The sequence below is a fragment of the Motiliproteus coralliicola genome (assembly GCF_003345655.1).
Lineage (GTDB): Bacteria > Pseudomonadota > Gammaproteobacteria > Pseudomonadales > Balneatricaceae > Motiliproteus > Motiliproteus coralliicola.
Genome location: NZ_QQOH01000002.1, coordinates 18,892 through 37,073 on the forward strand (window position 1 = coordinate 18,892; position 18,182 = coordinate 37,073).

Here is an 18,182-nt window from a genome sequence, read left to right on the forward strand (position 1 = left end):
CTCAGTTATTTCGAGTCCTATTCGGCCTGGTTACAAAATCAAAGGGTACCCTGATGGATGACAACAAAAAGAAGGCGCTGTCGGCGGCGCTGGCTCAGATCGAGCGTCAATTCGGTAAGGGCGCGGTCATGCGCATGGGGGATCAGCCCCGCGAAGTCATTCCGTCGGTGTCTACCGGCTCACTCGGCCTGGATATCGCTCTGGGTATAGGTGGTCTGCCTTTCGGTCGGATCGTTGAGATCTACGGCCCGGAATCCTCGGGCAAAACCACCCTGACACTGCAGGTGATTGCCGAAGCGCAGAAGCAGGGTAAGACCTGTGCCTTCGTCGATGCCGAGCATGCGCTGGATCCGATCTACGCCGAGAAGCTGGGAGTTGATATCGAAGACCTGCTGGTTTCCCAGCCCGATACCGGCGAGCAGGCGCTGGAGATCACCGATATGCTGGTGCGCTCCAACTCCGTTGATGTGCTGGTTGTCGACTCGGTAGCGGCGCTGGTGCCGCGGGCGGAGATCGAAGGCGAGATGGGTGATTCCCACGTTGGCCTGCAGGCACGTCTGATGAGTCAGGCGCTGCGTAAGATCACCGGTAATGTCAAAAACGCCAACTGCCTGGTGATCTTCATCAACCAGATCCGGATGAAGATCGGGGTGATGTTCGGTTCACCGGAAACCACCACCGGTGGTAACGCGCTGAAGTTCTACTCGTCGGTCCGTCTGGACATTCGTCGCACCGGTGCGGTGAAGGACAAGGATGAGGTGATCGGTAACGAAACCCGGGTCAAGGTGGTTAAGAACAAAGTATCTCCACCGTTCAAACAGGCCGAGTTCCAGATCATGTATGGTAAGGGGATCTACCATATGGGTGAGGTGATCGATCTGGGGGTTAAGCAGGGGCTGGTCGACAAGTCCGGTGCCTGGTATGCCTACAAGGGCAGCAAGATCGGTCAGGGTAAGGCCAATGCCTCCAAGTATCTGGAGGAAAATCCGGAAGTGGCCAAGGAGATCGAAGATCAGATCCGCGCTCAGCTGCTGAATATTCCGGAACCGCAGAAGAAGAACGAACAGGAAACCGCCGGTGAGCTGGAGTTCTGATCAACTTTTCTTGCATTCAACTGCCAAAGGATTCTCATTTGAGAATCCTTTTCGTTTCGGGGGGATGAAGGAACTATAAGGTTTGAACTAAAGGTTATTTTTTAGCTTCTTTAACCTACATATCTAATTTCCATTTCTTCTATATCGTTGCTGAAGAATACATCTTCGAATAGCGAGCACTTGCATGACCAGGGGTAACAGGATAGATTGCGGCTAAGCCGTGATATTGTAGCGGCTGTGATATCAAGGATTGATGTTTCCAATGGAGTGGAAAATGAAGTCGAGCACTTGTGCTTGGTCTGGCAAACGCAGTTGGTATTTTCAGCGACTGCTGCTTCTTGGTTGGCTTAGCGTTGGCTTAGACAGTGTTTCGGTAGCCGAAGAGCGTCCACTCCCCCTCTCGTGTGACTCCAGTTTCGATCTTTCCTTCACTCCGAAGGATGCCGCTAACTGTATATTGCCCGTTTCACAGGTTAATACTCGGCTCGAACGATACCGTATTGTCGATGTGCGGGATCTCTCCCCCGATCAAAGCAAATTATCCGGCGTCCTTGCGATCCCTAACCGGCAGCTTATCCATAAACAATTTCTGAAGGATGATGACCTGCTGTTAATTGACAGTAGTTTCGGTTCGGTTTCATCAATTCAATGGTGCCATCGTCTCAAACAAGCCGGTTTTAAATCGGTTGGTTATCTACAAGGTGGTGTGCGGGCTTATCGCACCCAGCTTCAAACCCGGTCCATAGCGGTTGCATCGGACAATGCCGTTTCCTCCTCCGCTTTTTGGTCTGAATGGAATAACGGACGAGTCCGTGTCGTAGGGTTGGGATCGGAGGCTCAGGACAAGTTGGAGCAATTGGGCGTAGTACTCGACCTTCGGTTTTCTGAGGATGAACTGCAGGGTGTTGTTGAGTTGACGACCCTGCTTGAAGAGAACCAGACTGGGGAATTTACGCCGATCGTATTGATTAGTGATGATATAGCTGACGCAAAGCGCCTGGCCGATAGCTTCCAGCAGCTGAATTTGTTCTATCTGGAGGATGGGGTTGCCGGATTAAAGACGTTTGTTGAGCGACAGCGAGTAATAACCAGCCAACGTAACAGGTCCTCCAATAGAAGGATGATGTGCAATGTATAAGCGCAGGTCATTGTTTCTATGGGGGGCTGTTGTCCTGGTTGCAACCGCTGTGATAATGAGTGTATTGAAGTTACCGAACGGATCGTTTGATCCTGAGGCTGAGCAGGCCTACACGGTGAAAAAGCAGATCCGCTATGGCTTTACGATTACCAATACGACTGCAGAAACAATTCATAATGCCCGCTTCGTCACCTTCTCCCCCTTGCCCCAAACCGCCAATCAGAAGTTATTGTCATTAACCGCCGATTATCCATTCGATACGGTGGATGATGCGCTGGGAAATCGTAAATTATCCTTCCAACTTCCGGTGCTGCCTCCCTATGCCACTAAAACCCTTGTTGTAACCGCAGAACTTGCGTTGGCAAAGGAACCCAATAAACAGCGGATAACTCCCTCTGCCGTTGCCCGCTATACGGCGCCCGAAAAATATGTAGAGCTCGATTCCCCCATTGTGGCCCGAGTGGCGGAACGATTTGACGACACATCAGATAAACCCCGGACAATATACGACTGGCTGGTACAAAACGTTGAAGATATCGGGTACATCGCCAGGGACCGAGGCGCGGCCTATGCGCTTGAGCATCGGAAGGGAGATTGTACCGAATACATGTATGGCTTCGTCGCGCTAACCCGTGCGCACGAAATTCCCAGCCGTAGTCTGGCGGGCTTTTGGCTGGAACAGAAAACCAATCTGCTCAAGGCCGGTAACTACCATAACTGGGCCGAGTTTCATGACGGACAACGCTGGGTGCTCGCTGACCCGCAGCGCCGACACTTTGACGAACACTACGCAAATTACATCGCCTTCAGGCAGATCGGAGAACTCGAAGACGATCCGATGGGTAACGCCGAGCGTTTTCTGGCCCATGACCCCCGCCTTCGAATCGCCATGAACTAATCAGCAAGGATTGAAAAGACCATGCAAAGGAACTGCGTCTTAGCCACTGCTCTGCTGCTACTAAGTGGACTCTATACCTCAATCGTTATCGCCTCTGAGTCGTTTAGGCTCACTGAGCCACAATCCATTTCGGCGGATGATCTCTACTATGACGGCTCGGACCTGACCATCGACGGGGTGGAAGTTTCTATTGCCGGTGCTCATAGTTTTAACAGCTTGCAGTTGGTTAACGGTGCCACGCTTACCCATGAAGTTGAAGTGGCTGATAAGCCGGTGTTAACCATTGAGAACGATCTGATTATTGATGGTTCCTCTCGTATTTGGGTTACCGGGAAAGGGAAGATGGCAGTACCCACAGCAAGTTTTGGAGTTGGAGGTAGTTATGGTGGTACGGGTGGGGGGTATGATGGTGGTCTTCAAAACCCAACCTATGGGCACTACAAACAGCCTTTTGAATATGGCTCTGGCGCGATATTTAATAGAGAAATCATTCGAGGTGGTGGTGTTATTAAACTGGATGTTAAGGGGCGCCTACAGCTAGATGGAAGTGTGGAAGCTGATGGTATTGTGGGTGGTAGCTTTGGTGCTGGGAGCGGTGGTTCTGTTTGGATCAAGGTAGGCGTATTAACAGGTTCTGGGCGTATTACGGCACAGGGAGGGAGTGTGCCTTACTGGGGAGAAGGTGGTGGTGGAGGTGGTGGCAGGATCGCTATCTACTACGATTCAGTCGATGAATTTGATCCTAACACGCAGGTAGATGTCCGAGGCGGTAGTTATGGTATTTATGGACAGGCTGGTCAGCATGGTGCTTCAGGAACTTTTTATTTCAAAGACAATGTGAAGTTGTTGGGTGAACTTTTCTTCATGGGTCTTGGGGCTGATAGCTCAAACGCGATTGCTATTCTTGATGAGGTGGCAGTTAATGAGACTATCCATATTAATAATGCAAATCTACATCTTAATACGGCAACCGCGATTAATAGTCGAGTAGAGATAGATGGTGGAAGCTTTACAGTAGAAAAAGCGGCTGAAGTAAATAGCGCTTTGAATGTTAGAAATGGTGGTCAAGTTTCTTTTTCTGAAGATGTAATTCTAAATGTTCCTGTAAAAGGTGATGGTAGCGCTTTCGTAGAGTTTCTTGGGAGTCTGTCGACTCCTGATAACAAATTAGTTATAGAGGGTGGAACCTATAGTTTAAGCGGCAGCCAAACATTCAGCGAAGTTCTAGTTAAGGCCGATGGCATCTTAACCACACAAATCTATGAAACAGATGTGCATACGAAACCCTTAATAGTTAATGCTGATTTTCTAACCATAGAAAATGGTGGTCAGATCACCGTGTCAGGGTTAGGTAAATTTCCTGATCCATTAGTAGGAGGGGCTGCTGGGGGTAGTTATGGTGGATTAGGCGGCTCTTTTGGAGGCAGTCAGTCAATTCCAGCATACGGTAACTATAAAAAGCCATTTGATTTTGGTACTGGCGGTTGGGTCGGTACAGACGGTATCAGTCGAGATCCTAGTCGAGGAGGGGGAGTAATCAAATTGAAGGTTACAGACTCCCTACAGCTTGATGGAAGCATTGCTGCTGATGGAAGTAGTAGTAGTTTTCATGGGGGAGGGAGTGGAGGGTCCGTCTGGATTGAAGCAAAAACTTTGGCAGGTGGCGGTAGCATATCTGCGAAGGGAGCAAGTGCTACCTATAGATACGGTGGTGGCGGTGGAGGTGGAAGGGTCGCTATCTACTATGACTTCGCGGAGGGTTTTGATCCTGACACGCAAGTAGACGTACGTGGGGGGAGTGGCCAACCAGGAGGTCAGTTCGGGGCATCTGGTACATTTTACTATAAAGATAATTCTAAGATCGCTGGGGAAATATATTTCAAAGGTCTTGGCTCGGGGGAGGAGCATGCCAATGCTGTTCTTTATGAGACGGCATTTGATGAACAGATATATATCACTGATGCTAATGTACTTCTTGAGGAAGCAATTACGATAGATGGGTTCATTACCGTTGATGGCGGTAGCCTGGTCTTGGCTAAAGCTAAATATCTGAACAGCTCCTTTGATGTTAAAAATAGTGGTCAAGTATACTTTCAAGCTAATAATCTCAATATAGATATACCTATAGTCGCCAGTAATACTGCAAAACTCCATTTTGCAGATGGAGCCAAGCTTAATAACTCAATGGAGCTTGATGGGAGTGTAACCCTGGAGTTTGAAGGCAATGTAATAGTGCCTAATGATCAACTGGTAATTTCTGGGGGGGTTTATAGTCTTCGAGGTATTCATAACTTCACAAATATAGTGATAAAAAGCGATGGCCAATTAACGACACCTGTTTACAGTCTAGGCGCCTATGATTCACCGTTGCAGTTAAACACCTCGAGTATGGTTGTAGAAGAAGGGGGGAGGATTAATTTAACTGGACGAGGGATGAGAGAAGATTTAAATGCGGGGGCGTTATCTGGTGGAAGCTATGGAGGTTCTGGTGGAATTTTTTATATAGGAGAAGGAGCTCCGCCCAACGACACTTATGGCGAGGCAAAACAGCCGTTTCGCTTTGGTACAGGAGGTCGTTACCACAGTGAGACTGAGATGGGAGGAAGTCGTGGAGGCGGCGCAATCAAATTGAGCGTTTCAGGTGAGTTGCGTTTGGATGGGGTTATTGAAGCAAATGGCATAGGCTCCAATCAAAGCGGTGGAGGTAGTGGCGGTAGCGTATGGGTTAATACAGGAGGGCTTTCTGGCACTGGTTTTATTTCGGCGCGTGGAGCTAATGGCTTTAATTATGCTGGCGGCGGAGGGGGCGGGCGAGTAGCAGTTTACTATGACATGAATGAGGGCTTTGATCTGCAAGGCCGCATTGATGTTAGCGGAGGTAGTTCTAGCTATGGAAACTCAACTAGTACATCTGGAACTAGTTATACTGAGCCGAAGGTATCGGCTCCGCGTGTTAATAACCTAGCCATTGAGCAAGGCCAGATTGATCACTTGTTTGCCGAGTTTAATGTTTCCCTCGATCCCACTCGGCTTTATCCCGAGAGTATCGTCCTATCCGGGGCCCTGTCCGGACAGGTGCCGATCAGCGTGGAGCTAGTGGATGACTGGCGCCTGAAGATAAGCTTCCTGATGCTGGACGAGGATGTGTATGACCTGACCATCGGGCCGCATATCTATAGTACCAACGGTAAGGGCATGAATCAGAACGGTGTTCTGCCTGAGCTGGAGGCTGATGATGCGTTTCAGGGCCAATTCGTGGTGGATGTAACCGACCCTGCCCCGCCTTCGCTAAACTTCCCGGTGTCGCCAGCTGAGACCGACCTGAACCAACGTTCGGTGACGCTGACCGGTACGCGGGAAGCCAATACAGCGATTGAGATCAACGGCACGGTGGAAGTGCCATTGGGTAGCGAAGACTGGAGTGTCACGCTCTCTCTGGAGGAGGGGCTTAATAGCTTATCTATCTTTGCTATTGATGCTGTCGGCAACCGTTCTCTGGAGCAGTCGTTGCTACTGGCGGTGGATTCGGAGCAACCGGAGATCAATGCCGCAAGCCCTATCGGTCTCAGTAATCAGGTGCCGACCCAGTTTGCCTTTACCGTGCAGGATGATGAGCATGGTGTTGGCAGCAGTGGTATTGATTTGTACAACTCGTCGGTAACTGTCAGCCGGGATGGTATCGAGCTTTCCGGTAGCCTCAGCCTGGTAGGGGATCAGTTGATCTTCACTCCAGCAACGATACTGCTTCAAGGCAGCTACACCCTGGTGGTTAGTGTGGCGGATAAGGCCGGCAATCGGTCATTACTACGCACCTATCACTTCACTCTCGATTACACCAAGCCCAGTACACCATTGTTGGATGTGTACCCGCCGATCACCGCGAACAATGTCCATACCTTCAGTGGTACCAAGGAGGCCGACAGTGGCCTGTGGCTGGATGACAAGCTAGTGGTACCGATCTCCGGTGAGACTAGCTGGAGTCATGAGGTGACGTTGGTCGAGGGTGATAACCACTTTACCCTGCAGGCCCGCGATGCGGCGGGTAACGTTAATGAGTCGGATGTGGCGGTGGCGATCCGCTACGACAACACCGCGCCGGGGCCGGTGACGCTAAATGTTGACCCCAACGGTGACGGGACCACGCTGGTGCTGGATTGGCAGACCTATGACGAGTTGGCCAACGGCAATGATATTGCCGAGTACCGTGTCTATGCCCAGAGCACGACCTTCGCCGACGTGAGTGCGCTAAACCCTGTCATGGTAGTGCCTGGAGGACAGCAGCAAGTGACCCTGCAAGGGTTGAACCGGAATATGGCGCAGCACCTGGCGGTAGTGGCGGTGGATAGCCAGGGGCTGCTGCAGTCCGAGGTTTCACCGGTGGTTAAAACCCCGCTGGATCAGGTGGCCCCCGATGTCGTACAGCAGCTGCGGGTGCAGGCAGCCGCCACCGCTCTGACCCTCGATTGGCAGGCACCGGTCAGTCAGGTGGATGACCTGGCCGGTTACCGGATCGCCGTGGATGACGGTAACCAGGCCACGCAGATCGAGATGTTGGTCGACAGTCTCGTCGACCCGCTGGACCCGGTGACCCAGGTGCTCGATAGTCTTAGTGCCGCCAGCGGCTATACCCTCAGTGTTAGCGCCTTTGACCATGACGATAATGTCTCGGCGCCGGTAACGGTGGCGGCGGCAACTCTGCTGGCCAACCCGACCAACCTCGATATGGTTGGACACAGTAACCAGTTGGCGTTGCAGTGGGATGCCGTTACGCCCTGGCCGCTGCTCAAGGCCTACGCGGTGTATGTCGAGACCGAGTCGTTCAATAGCATCGAGGGGCTGAGCCCAAGGCTAGTGGTTGATAAGGGCGCCAGTAGCACCATGACCCTGAGCCAGGCCGTGGCCGGGCTGGAGAACGATACCACCTACCATGTGGCGGTGACGGCCGTGAACATCTCCGATGGTGAGTCGGTGGTGATTGCTTCCCAAGCGGCTACCCCGACAGCCGATACCGAAGGGCCACAGGTTGAGACCTTGAGTTACCAAGATGCCACCCGGACCCTGGATCTGAGCAGCGCGCCCATCCTGACTCTGAGCGGTCAGGTGCAGGTTGCCGCCAGCGACCGCTCGGCCATCAGCCGGGTGGCGTTCTATCTGGATGGCGTGCTGCTGGGGACCGATTTCGCCGCCGAGCATGGCGTCTACAGTCAAGCGTTGGATCTGGTCACTCTCAGCGACGGCGCCCACAGCCTCAAGGTAGAACTGTTCGATACCTGGGATAACCGCAGCGAACAGACCACGGTCATCACGGTGGCGATCGCCGCCCCTTCGGCGCCCATTCTCAGTGCTCCGGGTAATAATCTGCTGACCAACCAGCCCAGCCTGCGGATCGAAGGAACCGCCACCCCGGGCACCCAGGTGCAGCTGTACCGCAACAATCTGACATTGGATGACCCGCTGGTGGTCAACAGCCAGGGCGAGTTCAGCTTGACCACCACCTTGCAGGAGGGCGAGAACCGCTACCATGCCCGGGCCGAGTACGCCGGCCGCGGTGGCTTCGGGGACAGCAGTGATGAGGTGTTGGTGACCCTCAATACCAAGATCCCTGATGCGCCTGGTGCTCTACAGGCCAGTTCCGGGAAGCTGGGGCAGGTATTCCTGAGCTGGCCGCCGGTCACCAGTACCGATCCGGATAACCAAACCCAGGGCTATCAGCTGTACCGGTCGACCCAGGCGTTCAGCACCACCGATGAGGCCGGAGTGGAGCCGGTCAACAGTGGCTTGCTCGACAGTACCGAGTTTGTGGACCTGCCGATCCCCGACGGGACCTATTACTACCGGGTGGTGGCGTTGAATCAGCTTGACACGCCCAGTGTGCCCTCGACGCAGGCGATCGGTCGGGCCGACAGCGCCGGTCCCCGGGCCGAGATCAGCTACACCCCTCTGGGTCACTACGACCCGGTCACCGAGCGCTACGGTGTGGGCGGTGTGGAGGTAAGCGTTACCTTTAACGAGCCGCTACGCAACGACCCCTACCTGGCGGTAGTACCGGCCGGTGGGGTGCCGATCACCGTCGATCTGACCAAGGACTACAGCGACGATCGCCGTTACACCGGCAGCTTCAATATCGACGCACAGACCCTGTCGGGTACCGCCTACGCGGTCCTGTCGGCCTTTGATGACGCTAACAACCGTGGCACCGAGGTGGATCAAGGGGAGAGCCTGCTGATCGATACTCAGGGACCGGCGGTGACCGAACTGGATCTGAACCCGGTGACACCGCTGAAGGTGGATGCGGCCAACGGCCTCTGGGTTGAAGTGTTGGTCACCTTGGCGGACGAGGTGAAGGAGGGACATAGCCCGACCCTGATCCCGCTGATCGATGACCAGGTGCTGGCGACCTACAGCGCCGGCATCAGCCTCAGCCGTGATGGCCAGTCCAGTCCCGGTACCCCGCTGTGGGTGGGCGGCTTCCAGCTGCCCTCAACGGCGGGGCAGGATGCACAGGGCAGCCCGATTGCGGCCCGACTCAGCTTCCAGTTTGCCGCCGAGGATGACTTGGGCAACCAGACCGATCGGATCAACGCCCCCAACCAGTTCCAGCTCTATCAGGGCGAGCTGCCGGCGCTGCCCAGTCCTCAGGGTCTGAGTGCCATCGCGCAACCGGGCGGCAGCGTGGCGCTGAGTTGGAAGGCGGTAGATCAGGCCGCCGGTTATGTGCTGTACCGGCGAGCGCCGGGTACTACCGAGCTGTCCGAACTGCAGTCGTTGACCGACACCGCCTTCACCGACACAACCGGTAGCGACGGGGATTACGCCTACGCGGTGGCCAGCCTGCGTAGCGAGAACGATCAGCAGACCCTCAGCGCTCCAAGCCCACTGGTGCTGGTCTCGGCCGATCGGATCGCCCCGGCGGCGCCCACCGGTACGATCCTGGCACCTAACGGTGCCGGTATCCTGGTGACCTGGGACCCACCGACTCTGGATGCCGATGGACAGCCCCAGGATCTCGAGGGCTTGACCTACAACCTCTACCGACTCCCGCTGGCCGAAGGTGAGTCAGCCGATGCCCAGACCCTGGCCCAGTCCAGCCCGATCCAGACCGGTATCCCGAAGCCGATCGCCCTGGACAGCACCCCGAGTGAAGTCGAGCACAGCTATGTGCTGACCGCGGTGGATGCGGCGGGTAATGAATCGGCGCCGGGAGAGACGCGCTACTTCAACTTTGGCCTGCTGCCGGTGGCGGACCTGAGGATCAGCCTGGATGCCGATGGCCAGCCGCAACTGCGCTGGTCCCACAGTGGCACGGCGATCGAAGGCTACGACGTCTACTACGGCGAAGATGACCAACTGACCAAGCTTAATGACAGCCTAATCCCCCATCAGGGTAGTCCCACCTATTTTACCGACACGCAGTACAACGGCGGCCAACCCAGCGACGGGGCGGCCATTCAGCGTCGATACACCGTGGTAGCGGTGGACCCGCAGGGCGCCGAGAGTCTGGGGCACAGCCTGGTGCTGCCGGCGCTCAGCGTCCATCTGGAAGCCGATGACAGCGGGGAACCGCTGCTCTATCGCGGGGTGATGAACCGACTGCAGTTCCGGGTCGACAATCAGGGCGATCAGGCCGCCAACGGGCTGACCTTGACCGTCAGTGTTGATGACAACGGCACCTTGCGTCAGCACCACTCCGAGCGCTTCAGTGTCGAGGCGGGTGGCGTCACCTTGGTGCCGGTGGTGATCGGTGGTTACGAGCAGCTCGATATCAGCAGCCAGCTACAGTTGAGTATCAGCCAACAGCCGCAGGCCGGTGAGAACGTCAGTATTGGCCAGCACAAAGAAGTAATAGTGGGTGACAAGGCGCTGTTCGCCACCCTTAATCTGGAGACCTTCACCCGTGGCAGTACCGGGCAGGCCAGCTTCACGCTGGAGAACAGCAGCGACGTGGAGACCGAGATCATCCTTGCCCGCAACGACGGTAACAGTGCCTCTAACGAGGTACGGTTGATCCTGGAGGATCTGGACGGCAACGTGCTTAGCACCCAGCCGGTGCGCCAGTTCAGCGGCGGTGTCATCAACGTCAGCAATGGCGCCATGGTGGCCCGCTTGGCACCGGGCGAGCGCTTTACCAGCGCCCTGTTCGAGGTGCCGGTCCCGGCGGCCTCGCCCGATCAGGTCAACCTGCGCCTGGAGATCGACCAGTTCCACTATCAGGTCGGTCGTAGCACCCATGTGGCGATCGAGGGCACCGGCAACCGCCGTCAGCTCTCGCTGGCCGATCTGCCCTACGAGGCCACGGTCGACAGCATTACCCCGGCCCAGCTGTACGGCGACGGAGAGGTGACTATCAGCGGCCAGGTTATCGACAGCGTCACCGATGCGCCGGTGGCCGGCGCCCCGGTCACCCTGGTGACCCAGGTACGCGGGTTCGAGCAGCAGGCCAATCTGTTCGCTGATGGTGAGGGGGCTTATCGCTACACCTTTGATCCCCAGGGGAATGCCGGTGACTATACCGTCTCGGCGATCCACCCCGACAGTATCACCCGTCCGGGGCAGGGCAGCTTCCAGGTCCAGAACGCCGGCGTGAGTCCGGCCAATATCGAAATTCAGGTGCCGCGCAACTACACCCAGTCGGTCTCGGTGCGGGTGAACACGGGCTATGCCTCGGCCTTGAACAATATCCGTCTCAAGCAATTGGTAGCCCCCGGTGATGATGCCCTAAGCCCCAGTCTGCCCACCGGCATCAGCCTCGATCCGGGTACACCGCTTAACCTGGCTGCCAAGCGCAGCGGCTATCTCAAACTGCAGTTCAGCGGTAACAACAACGCTGCCGATACCGGTACGCTGTACTTTGCGGTGGTGGCCGATGACAGCACCGACGGTGCCGCTTCCGGCAGCGAATTGGAGCTGGGGCGGGTGGCACTGAGTTATCGCTTGGCCGAGGCAGTGCCGGCACTGCGGGCGAGCCCTAGCTACATCGACAGCGGGGTGGGGCTGGGCAAGGCCGTGACCGAGACGGTCACCCTCACTAATACCGGCCTTGAGACCCTCAAGAACCCGATCCTGACCCTGCTTGATGATCAGGGCAACCCGGCCCCGAGCTGGGCCTACATCAGCGGCAACGCCACGCCGGGTGATCTGGCTGTCGGTGAAAGCCTGCCGGTGCAGTTGACCTTCAACCCGCCGGCCGAGACTAGCGAGGGTGATCTCGAGTTCCGTCTGATGGTGGACGGGGACAACCTGGATCCGTTCCCGGTGCAGGCCTTCCTGGCGGTGGTCTCGGCTGAAAGGGGCAAAATGTCTTTCCATATCAGCGATATCTACACCGCCACTCCGGGCGATGACGGCCTGCTGATCCCGGGACTGGCCGGAGCCAAGATCGAGCTGCAGCACGAGAAAGTGCTGAGTGAGAAGCACACCCGTTACAGCGACAGCTACGGTGATGTCCTCTTCCCCGACCTGGCGGCCGGTGACTACCGCTATCGGATCAGTGCCTTCGATCACGACAGCGTCAGTGGCCGTATTCGGGTTAAGTCCGGCGTGACCGGCTTCGAAGAGGTGTTCCTGATGAATGCGCTGATCTCGGTGGAGTGGGAGGTCAAGGAGATCACCATCGAAGACAAATACGAGATCATCGTACAGGCCGAGTTCGAGACCAACGTGCCGGTGGCGTTGGTGGTGGCGGACCCGCTCAGCGTCAACCTGCCGGTGATGAAGGCTGGCGAGGTATTCTACGGCGAACTGACCCTGACTAACCACGGCCTGATCCCGGCCCAGAGCATGAGCGCCAACCTGCCGACGGGTAACCAGTACGTCAGCATGGAGTATCTGGCCGAAGTCCCCGAGACCCTGGGTTCGGGAGAGGTGTTCGTGCTGCCCTACCGGGTACAGGCGTTGAACGATTTCGACCCGGCACTCGATGGTGATGCCGGCGGCGGCGGTTGCGGTAGCTTCCAGCTCAATGGACAGGTTAAGTACAGCAGCGTCTGCAGCAATGGAGCGGTGGTCAACAGCAGTACTGGTACCACCTGGAGCAGCAGCTGGCAGAGCAGCAGCTGCGGTGGCAGCGGTGGCAGCAGCGGCGGTGGCGGCAGTGTCAGCTACAGCTATGGAGGTGGCGGTGGCGGCAGCATAGTGAGCCGCAATTACGGCACCTTCGAGAACGAAGATAAAGGGCTGTTCTGTGCTCCGCTGCCGGTCTGCACCACCGGTAACTGCCCCTGGGTGAGCGGCGGCACCAGCCCGGGCGGCTAAGCCCGGGTGAACCCGAATCGATAGGAACAACGGGGGCATAGCCCCGCTAAGGCACGCCCCGGTGCGGGGTAAGGCAAGCAAAAGGATAGGCTGGACGTGATGAATGGATGCGTGTTTAACCGCACGGCGGTACTGCTACTGAGCCTGCTGTTCAGTGTTCAGGTCTGGGCGGTGGGTGGCGTGACCACCGACAACGCCCGACCGTACTTCGCCACCGGCAAGCTCAACGAGACCTTTACCGACCTGCGGGTCAAGGTACTGGGCGGCTATGTACGGGTGACCCGCTATTGGGAAGACGGTCGTTGGGTCTGGAACCGGCGCTGGAGCGACCTGGAACCGGCCTGGGGCACGACCGAGGACTTGCATCCCAGCTCGTTCCGCCGTATCGACCAGCACTACCCGCAGGTGGTGGGTGGCGAGGCGATCCGCTACGAGAACCAGCTGACCTACACCATCGATTACCGTGACGCCGAGGACGAGTACCGTTGGCAGGACCGGCGCGGCAACCAGATCGACTACGCGATTGAGCGTGACGACAACGGTCGCATCCTGCGGGTCCCGATGCTGCGCTACCGCGACCGCAACGGCGTCACCGTCAGCGTCGAGCGAGACAGCGACGGCAATATCACCACCGTGCGTGACCACCACGGCACCCCGGTGCTGACCTACCACTGGGAGCCGGCAACCACGGGTGGTGGGCAACGGCTGGCCAAGGTCAGCGACTACAGTGGCCGCGAGGTGCAGTACCAGTACGATAGCGAGGACCGCCTGACCGGGGTGATCGATCCGCGCGGTGAGACCTACCGTTATGACTACGCCACCGACGGCCAACTGGCTCGCTTTATCGACCCCAAAGACCAGGCGATCCAGTACCAGTTCAAACCCGCCAGCGAATCGGTCATCGCCCGGGTCGAAGTGGGCGACACCGTCTGCGAGTACACCCAGATCCGCGGCAGCGAACTGACCTCGCGGATCAACGCCGACGGGGTGGGGGATAGCTACGCTGTCAGCTACAACAAAGAGACCCGCCAGTTCACCACCACCGGTACCGACGCCACCGGCGTGGTGCGCGAGTGGCGCTATGACGAACACGGCCAACTGGTCAGCTACAGCCTGGGCGGTAACCGCCAGTACAGCACCCAGATCGTGCTGTCCGACAACTCCCTGGGGGTCGACAGCCTGGTGGCCCAGTACCAACCCAGCTACGGCATCACCGTCGTTGATATCGAGCGTGACGGGGTGGCGGGCAAGCACTGCTGGACCACCGATAGCTCCACGGTACGCTCACAACTGGGCGGTAACGACCTGATCTACGTAAAGCAGCGCACCCGCACCGACCAGCTCGGGCGCAAGACCGTCACCGAGTACGACCAGTTCAAGAATCCGATCAAGGTCACCTACCCGGACGGCAGCACCCGCACCCGCAGCTACGATACCCAGCTGAGCTTGCTTCTGAGCGAGACCGGTCCGCGGGGCTTCACCACCACCTACGAGTACGACGCCAACGGCAACCTGCTGACCCTGACCGAAGCGATGGGCAGCAGCGAGCAGCGCATCACCCGCTACGAGTACGATCCCTACGGCCAGCGGATCAAACAGACCACCGGCGAATCCAGCGCCGGCAACACCGAACTGGCTGTGACCCAGTGGCAGTACGACGCCTACGGCAACGTGATCCAAACCACCGACCCGCTGAACCACAGCACCCAATACCAACAATACGATGCCCTGGGTAACGCCCAACTGACGATCGACGCGGCCAACAAGAGCTGGACCCAAACCTACGACGCGGTGGGCAACCTGCTCAGCAGTGCCAACCCTTACGGCCAAAACGAAGCCTACAGCTACGATAAAGCCGGCAACCTGCAGACCCACACCGACACCAATACCGCGGTGACCCAACTGACCAGCAATGCCGATGGCCTGCCGCTGACCGTCACCGATGCCAGCGACCAACAGACCACTCTGGAGTACGACGGCGCCAACCGCCTCACCGCGCTGATCGACGCCAACGGCCACCGCCGCTACCGCAGCTACGACGATGCCGGCCGTCTGGCCAGCCAGACCGATGGGCTGGGTAACCAGACTCGCTTCAGCTACCGCGACGAACGGCTCGACTCGATCCACTACCCCACCTTCGAACAGCAGCTGGACTACGACAGCCGTGACCGGATCAACAGCACCACCCAGCAGGCCGACAACCTCAACCTGCTGCGCCGCTTCGGCTACGACCCTGACGGTAACGAAACCCAGGCTATCGACGCCAACGGCAACCCGACCCAACGGGCCTACGATGCGCTGAACCGGCTGATCAGTCTGACCGACGCCGACGGCGGCCTCACCCGCTTTAGCTACGATGCCCGTGACAACCTCACCGAAGTGACCGACCCGGAAGGGCGGATCACCCAATATACCTATACCCTGCGCGGCCAACTGGCCGAAGAGATCAAAGCCGGGGCCAACCCCACTAGCCGCGATTACCAGTACGACAGCCGCGGCAACCTGATCCAGGAAACCAACCCGGATAACGAACAGGTCCAATATCGCTATGATGACGCCAACCGGCTGACCGAGACCCGCCTCTACGCCCAGGCCGGCGAGGCCAACCCGATCAAGGTCGTGACCTACCACTACAACGATCAGGACCAATACACCGGCTACAGCCAGGCGGCGGGCAGCGCCGGCAGCGGCCAGACCGCCGACATCCGCGCTCACAGCGAAACCTACCGCTACAACGCCCTAAACCAGCTGACCGACGTCACCGTCGACTTCGGGTTGTTCCAGAAAAGCTATAGCTACACCTATCACCCCAACGGCCTGAAACAGAGCTACACCAACCCCGAAGGGGTCACCTACCAGTACCACTACAACGCCAACAACCAGCTCGAAGCGGTGCTGATCCCCGGCGTCGGGCAGCTGGCCTACAGCGACTTCGACTGGCAACAACCGCAAACCCTGACGCTGCCGGGCGGCAACACCATCCGTTACCAGTACGACCCGCTGCAGCGCCAACAAAGCCGCACCCTGTACGATGCCGCCGACACCACACTGGCCAACGCCATCACCGCCTACGACAACGAAAGCAACATCACCGCGATCCAACGCGAGCACGGTGACTACCGCTTCAACTACGACAACCAATACCGCCTGACCGGGGCCGACTACCCGGTGAGCAGCGAACTCCCTGACCAGGAAGCGTTCGGCTACGATGGCGTAGGTAACCGAACTCAACACCAAACCACCAGCGCCAGCTACAACGACCAGAACCAACTGACCGAGCAGGACAGTGGCTGGAACTACAGCTACAACCCGAACGGCCACACCACCCAGAAAAGCTACAGCGGCAGCGAGCCGATCAATGGCCCGCAAACCATCGACTACGTCTACAACCGCGAAGAGCGGCTGATCGCGGTACGCCACGACAGTGTCACCGTGGCCGAGTACGCCTACGACCCCTACGGCCGACGGATAAAGAAAACCGCCGATGGCAACACCACCTACTACTTCTACACCGACCAGGGCCTGAGCGCGGAATACGATGCAACCGGCAGCCTGATCAAGGAATACCACTTTATGCCGGGAGGCACCTGGGGCACCAACCCCCAGTTCCAGCGCACGGCCGACAACACCATCTATTACTACCAGAACGACCACCTGGGCACGCCACAACGGCTGATCGCGGCCAGCGGGGTGGTGGTGTGGGAAGCGCGCTACGAGGCGTTCGGCAAAGCGACCATCATTAAGGAAACCATCAGCAACAATCTACGGTTCCCGGGGCAGTACTATGATGGTGAGACGGGGCTGCATCAGAATTACTTTAGGGACTACGATCCCAGTACGGGAAGATACATTCAGGCAGATCCGATTGGTGTTTTGGGTAGAACTGTTGATCCAGAGTTAGTGTTTCATCAAAATATTGGGAAGTTTTTTTTGTTTTCTGAGAGGAAAATAAATCATTTGTATGATTATTCAATACAAAATCCATTATCTAATATGGACCCCTATGGATTACTTTCGTGCACTTTGAAGCTAAAGAAGTGTCGAGTTCAGTGTGCAAGAAGACTAGGACAAACATCTCCTTGTTGGATCAAGTGCGAAGAATCGTATGGGGCGCTATCTAGCTGCAAGGATGAGCCCACAAAAAAAGAAGAGCCGTTGAATATGGATCCTGAGCCAGATCCATTAACTCCTGACTGTACGTTTGAAAAATGGAAAGCGGGGCTATGTAATGAGAGCAATAATGGCGGTGCTTTTAATACTGTTGAGTCATATGTTATTTGCACATGAATTAGAAGGAGAGTGGATTTTAGATCAAGATAAAACAAGATTTTTTGGGCAAGAAAATATACAGAAATCATCTCTGCGAAGTGCGCTGATGAAATGTATGTTTGAAAATATGAAGCTTTATTTTAAAGAGAGCAAAGCTGCTTTTGTTGTAGATACACATGAGTGCACACACAGTTCTAATACTGCTGATATTAAAGGTGGAATTGAAGAATACTTATACCAAGTTGTTTATTCTGGGTCTAATCAGACGGTTCTATTATTAACACATGAGAGAGAAAAAGAAGTAAGTGTGGAAGTTGTTAACTGGACTGGTTTTAATTCATTTTGGATTGGGAGCTTTTATGATGATGCTGCGTATAAGTTTTTTTACAAGTTAAAAACTAAAGGAACCAAGGCGAACCAAGAATCAAAGGGGTCAGACCCCATTGAAAAAGGATTGAACAATAAAAAGGAGCCATAGGGAAATGGCACGATTAAAGCGGTTGGTATTACCGGGTCAGCCTCATCATACGAA

6 protein-coding genes are annotated in these 18,182 nt (G+C 56.3%); all 6 read left to right on the plus strand.

Features of this window, described 5'->3' with window-relative positions; all coding sequences use genetic code 11:
* Positions 1-53 precede the first annotated feature (53 nt).
* Complete coding sequence (gene recA / locus DV711_RS06985) at positions 54-1,094, plus strand: recombinase RecA (RefSeq protein ID WP_114694973.1); 1,041 nt, start codon at positions 54-56, stop codon at positions 1,092-1,094.
* Between the two features lie 262 nt (positions 1,095-1,356).
* Positions 1,357-2,232: a hypothetical protein gene (locus DV711_RS06990; RefSeq protein ID WP_114694974.1), complete on the plus strand. Its 876-nt coding sequence runs from the start codon at positions 1,357-1,359 to the stop codon at positions 2,230-2,232.
* Positions 2,233-2,287: 55 nt separating this feature from the next.
* On the plus strand, positions 2,288-3,130 hold the full coding sequence (locus tag DV711_RS06995) for a transglutaminase-like domain-containing protein (RefSeq protein WP_165840030.1): 843 nt from the start codon (positions 2,288-2,290) through the stop codon (positions 3,128-3,130).
* 2,991 nt (positions 3,131-6,121) lie between these two features.
* Entirely contained in the window at positions 6,122-13,381 is a 7,260-nt protein-coding gene (locus DV711_RS07010) for an Ig-like domain-containing protein (RefSeq protein ID WP_114694978.1), read from the plus strand.
* 99 nt (positions 13,382-13,480) lie between these two features.
* The gene (locus DV711_RS07015; RefSeq protein WP_114694979.1) at positions 13,481-17,668 is read left to right on the plus strand and encodes an RHS repeat-associated core domain-containing protein; all 4,188 of its coding nucleotides are present in this window, start codon (positions 13,481-13,483) and stop codon (positions 17,666-17,668) included.
* On the plus strand, positions 17,622-18,128 hold the full coding sequence (locus DV711_RS07020; RefSeq protein WP_133297413.1) for a hypothetical protein: 507 nt from the start codon (positions 17,622-17,624) through the stop codon (positions 18,126-18,128). Before DV711_RS07015 ends, DV711_RS07020 begins: the two co-directional genes overlap by 47 nt.
* The last annotated feature ends 54 nt before the right edge of the window (positions 18,129-18,182 follow it).

Bases quoted from the DNA above. Each gene is read 5' to 3' on its own strand.
- DV711_RS06995 (WP_165840030.1), top strand. From the start codon at position 2,288: ATGAGTGTATTGAAGTTACCGAACGGATCGTTTGATCCTGAGGCTGAG.
- DV711_RS07020 (WP_133297413.1), top strand. From the start codon at position 17,622: ATGGCGGTGCTTTTAATACTGTTGAGTCATATGTTATTTGCACATGAA.
- DV711_RS07015 (WP_114694979.1), top strand. From the start codon at position 13,481: ATGAATGGATGCGTGTTTAACCGCACGGCGGTACTGCTACTGAGCCTG.
- DV711_RS06990 (WP_114694974.1), top strand. From the start codon at position 1,357: ATGGAGTGGAAAATGAAGTCGAGCACTTGTGCTTGGTCTGGCAAACGC.
- recA (WP_114694973.1), top strand. From the start codon at position 54: ATGGATGACAACAAAAAGAAGGCGCTGTCGGCGGCGCTGGCTCAGATC.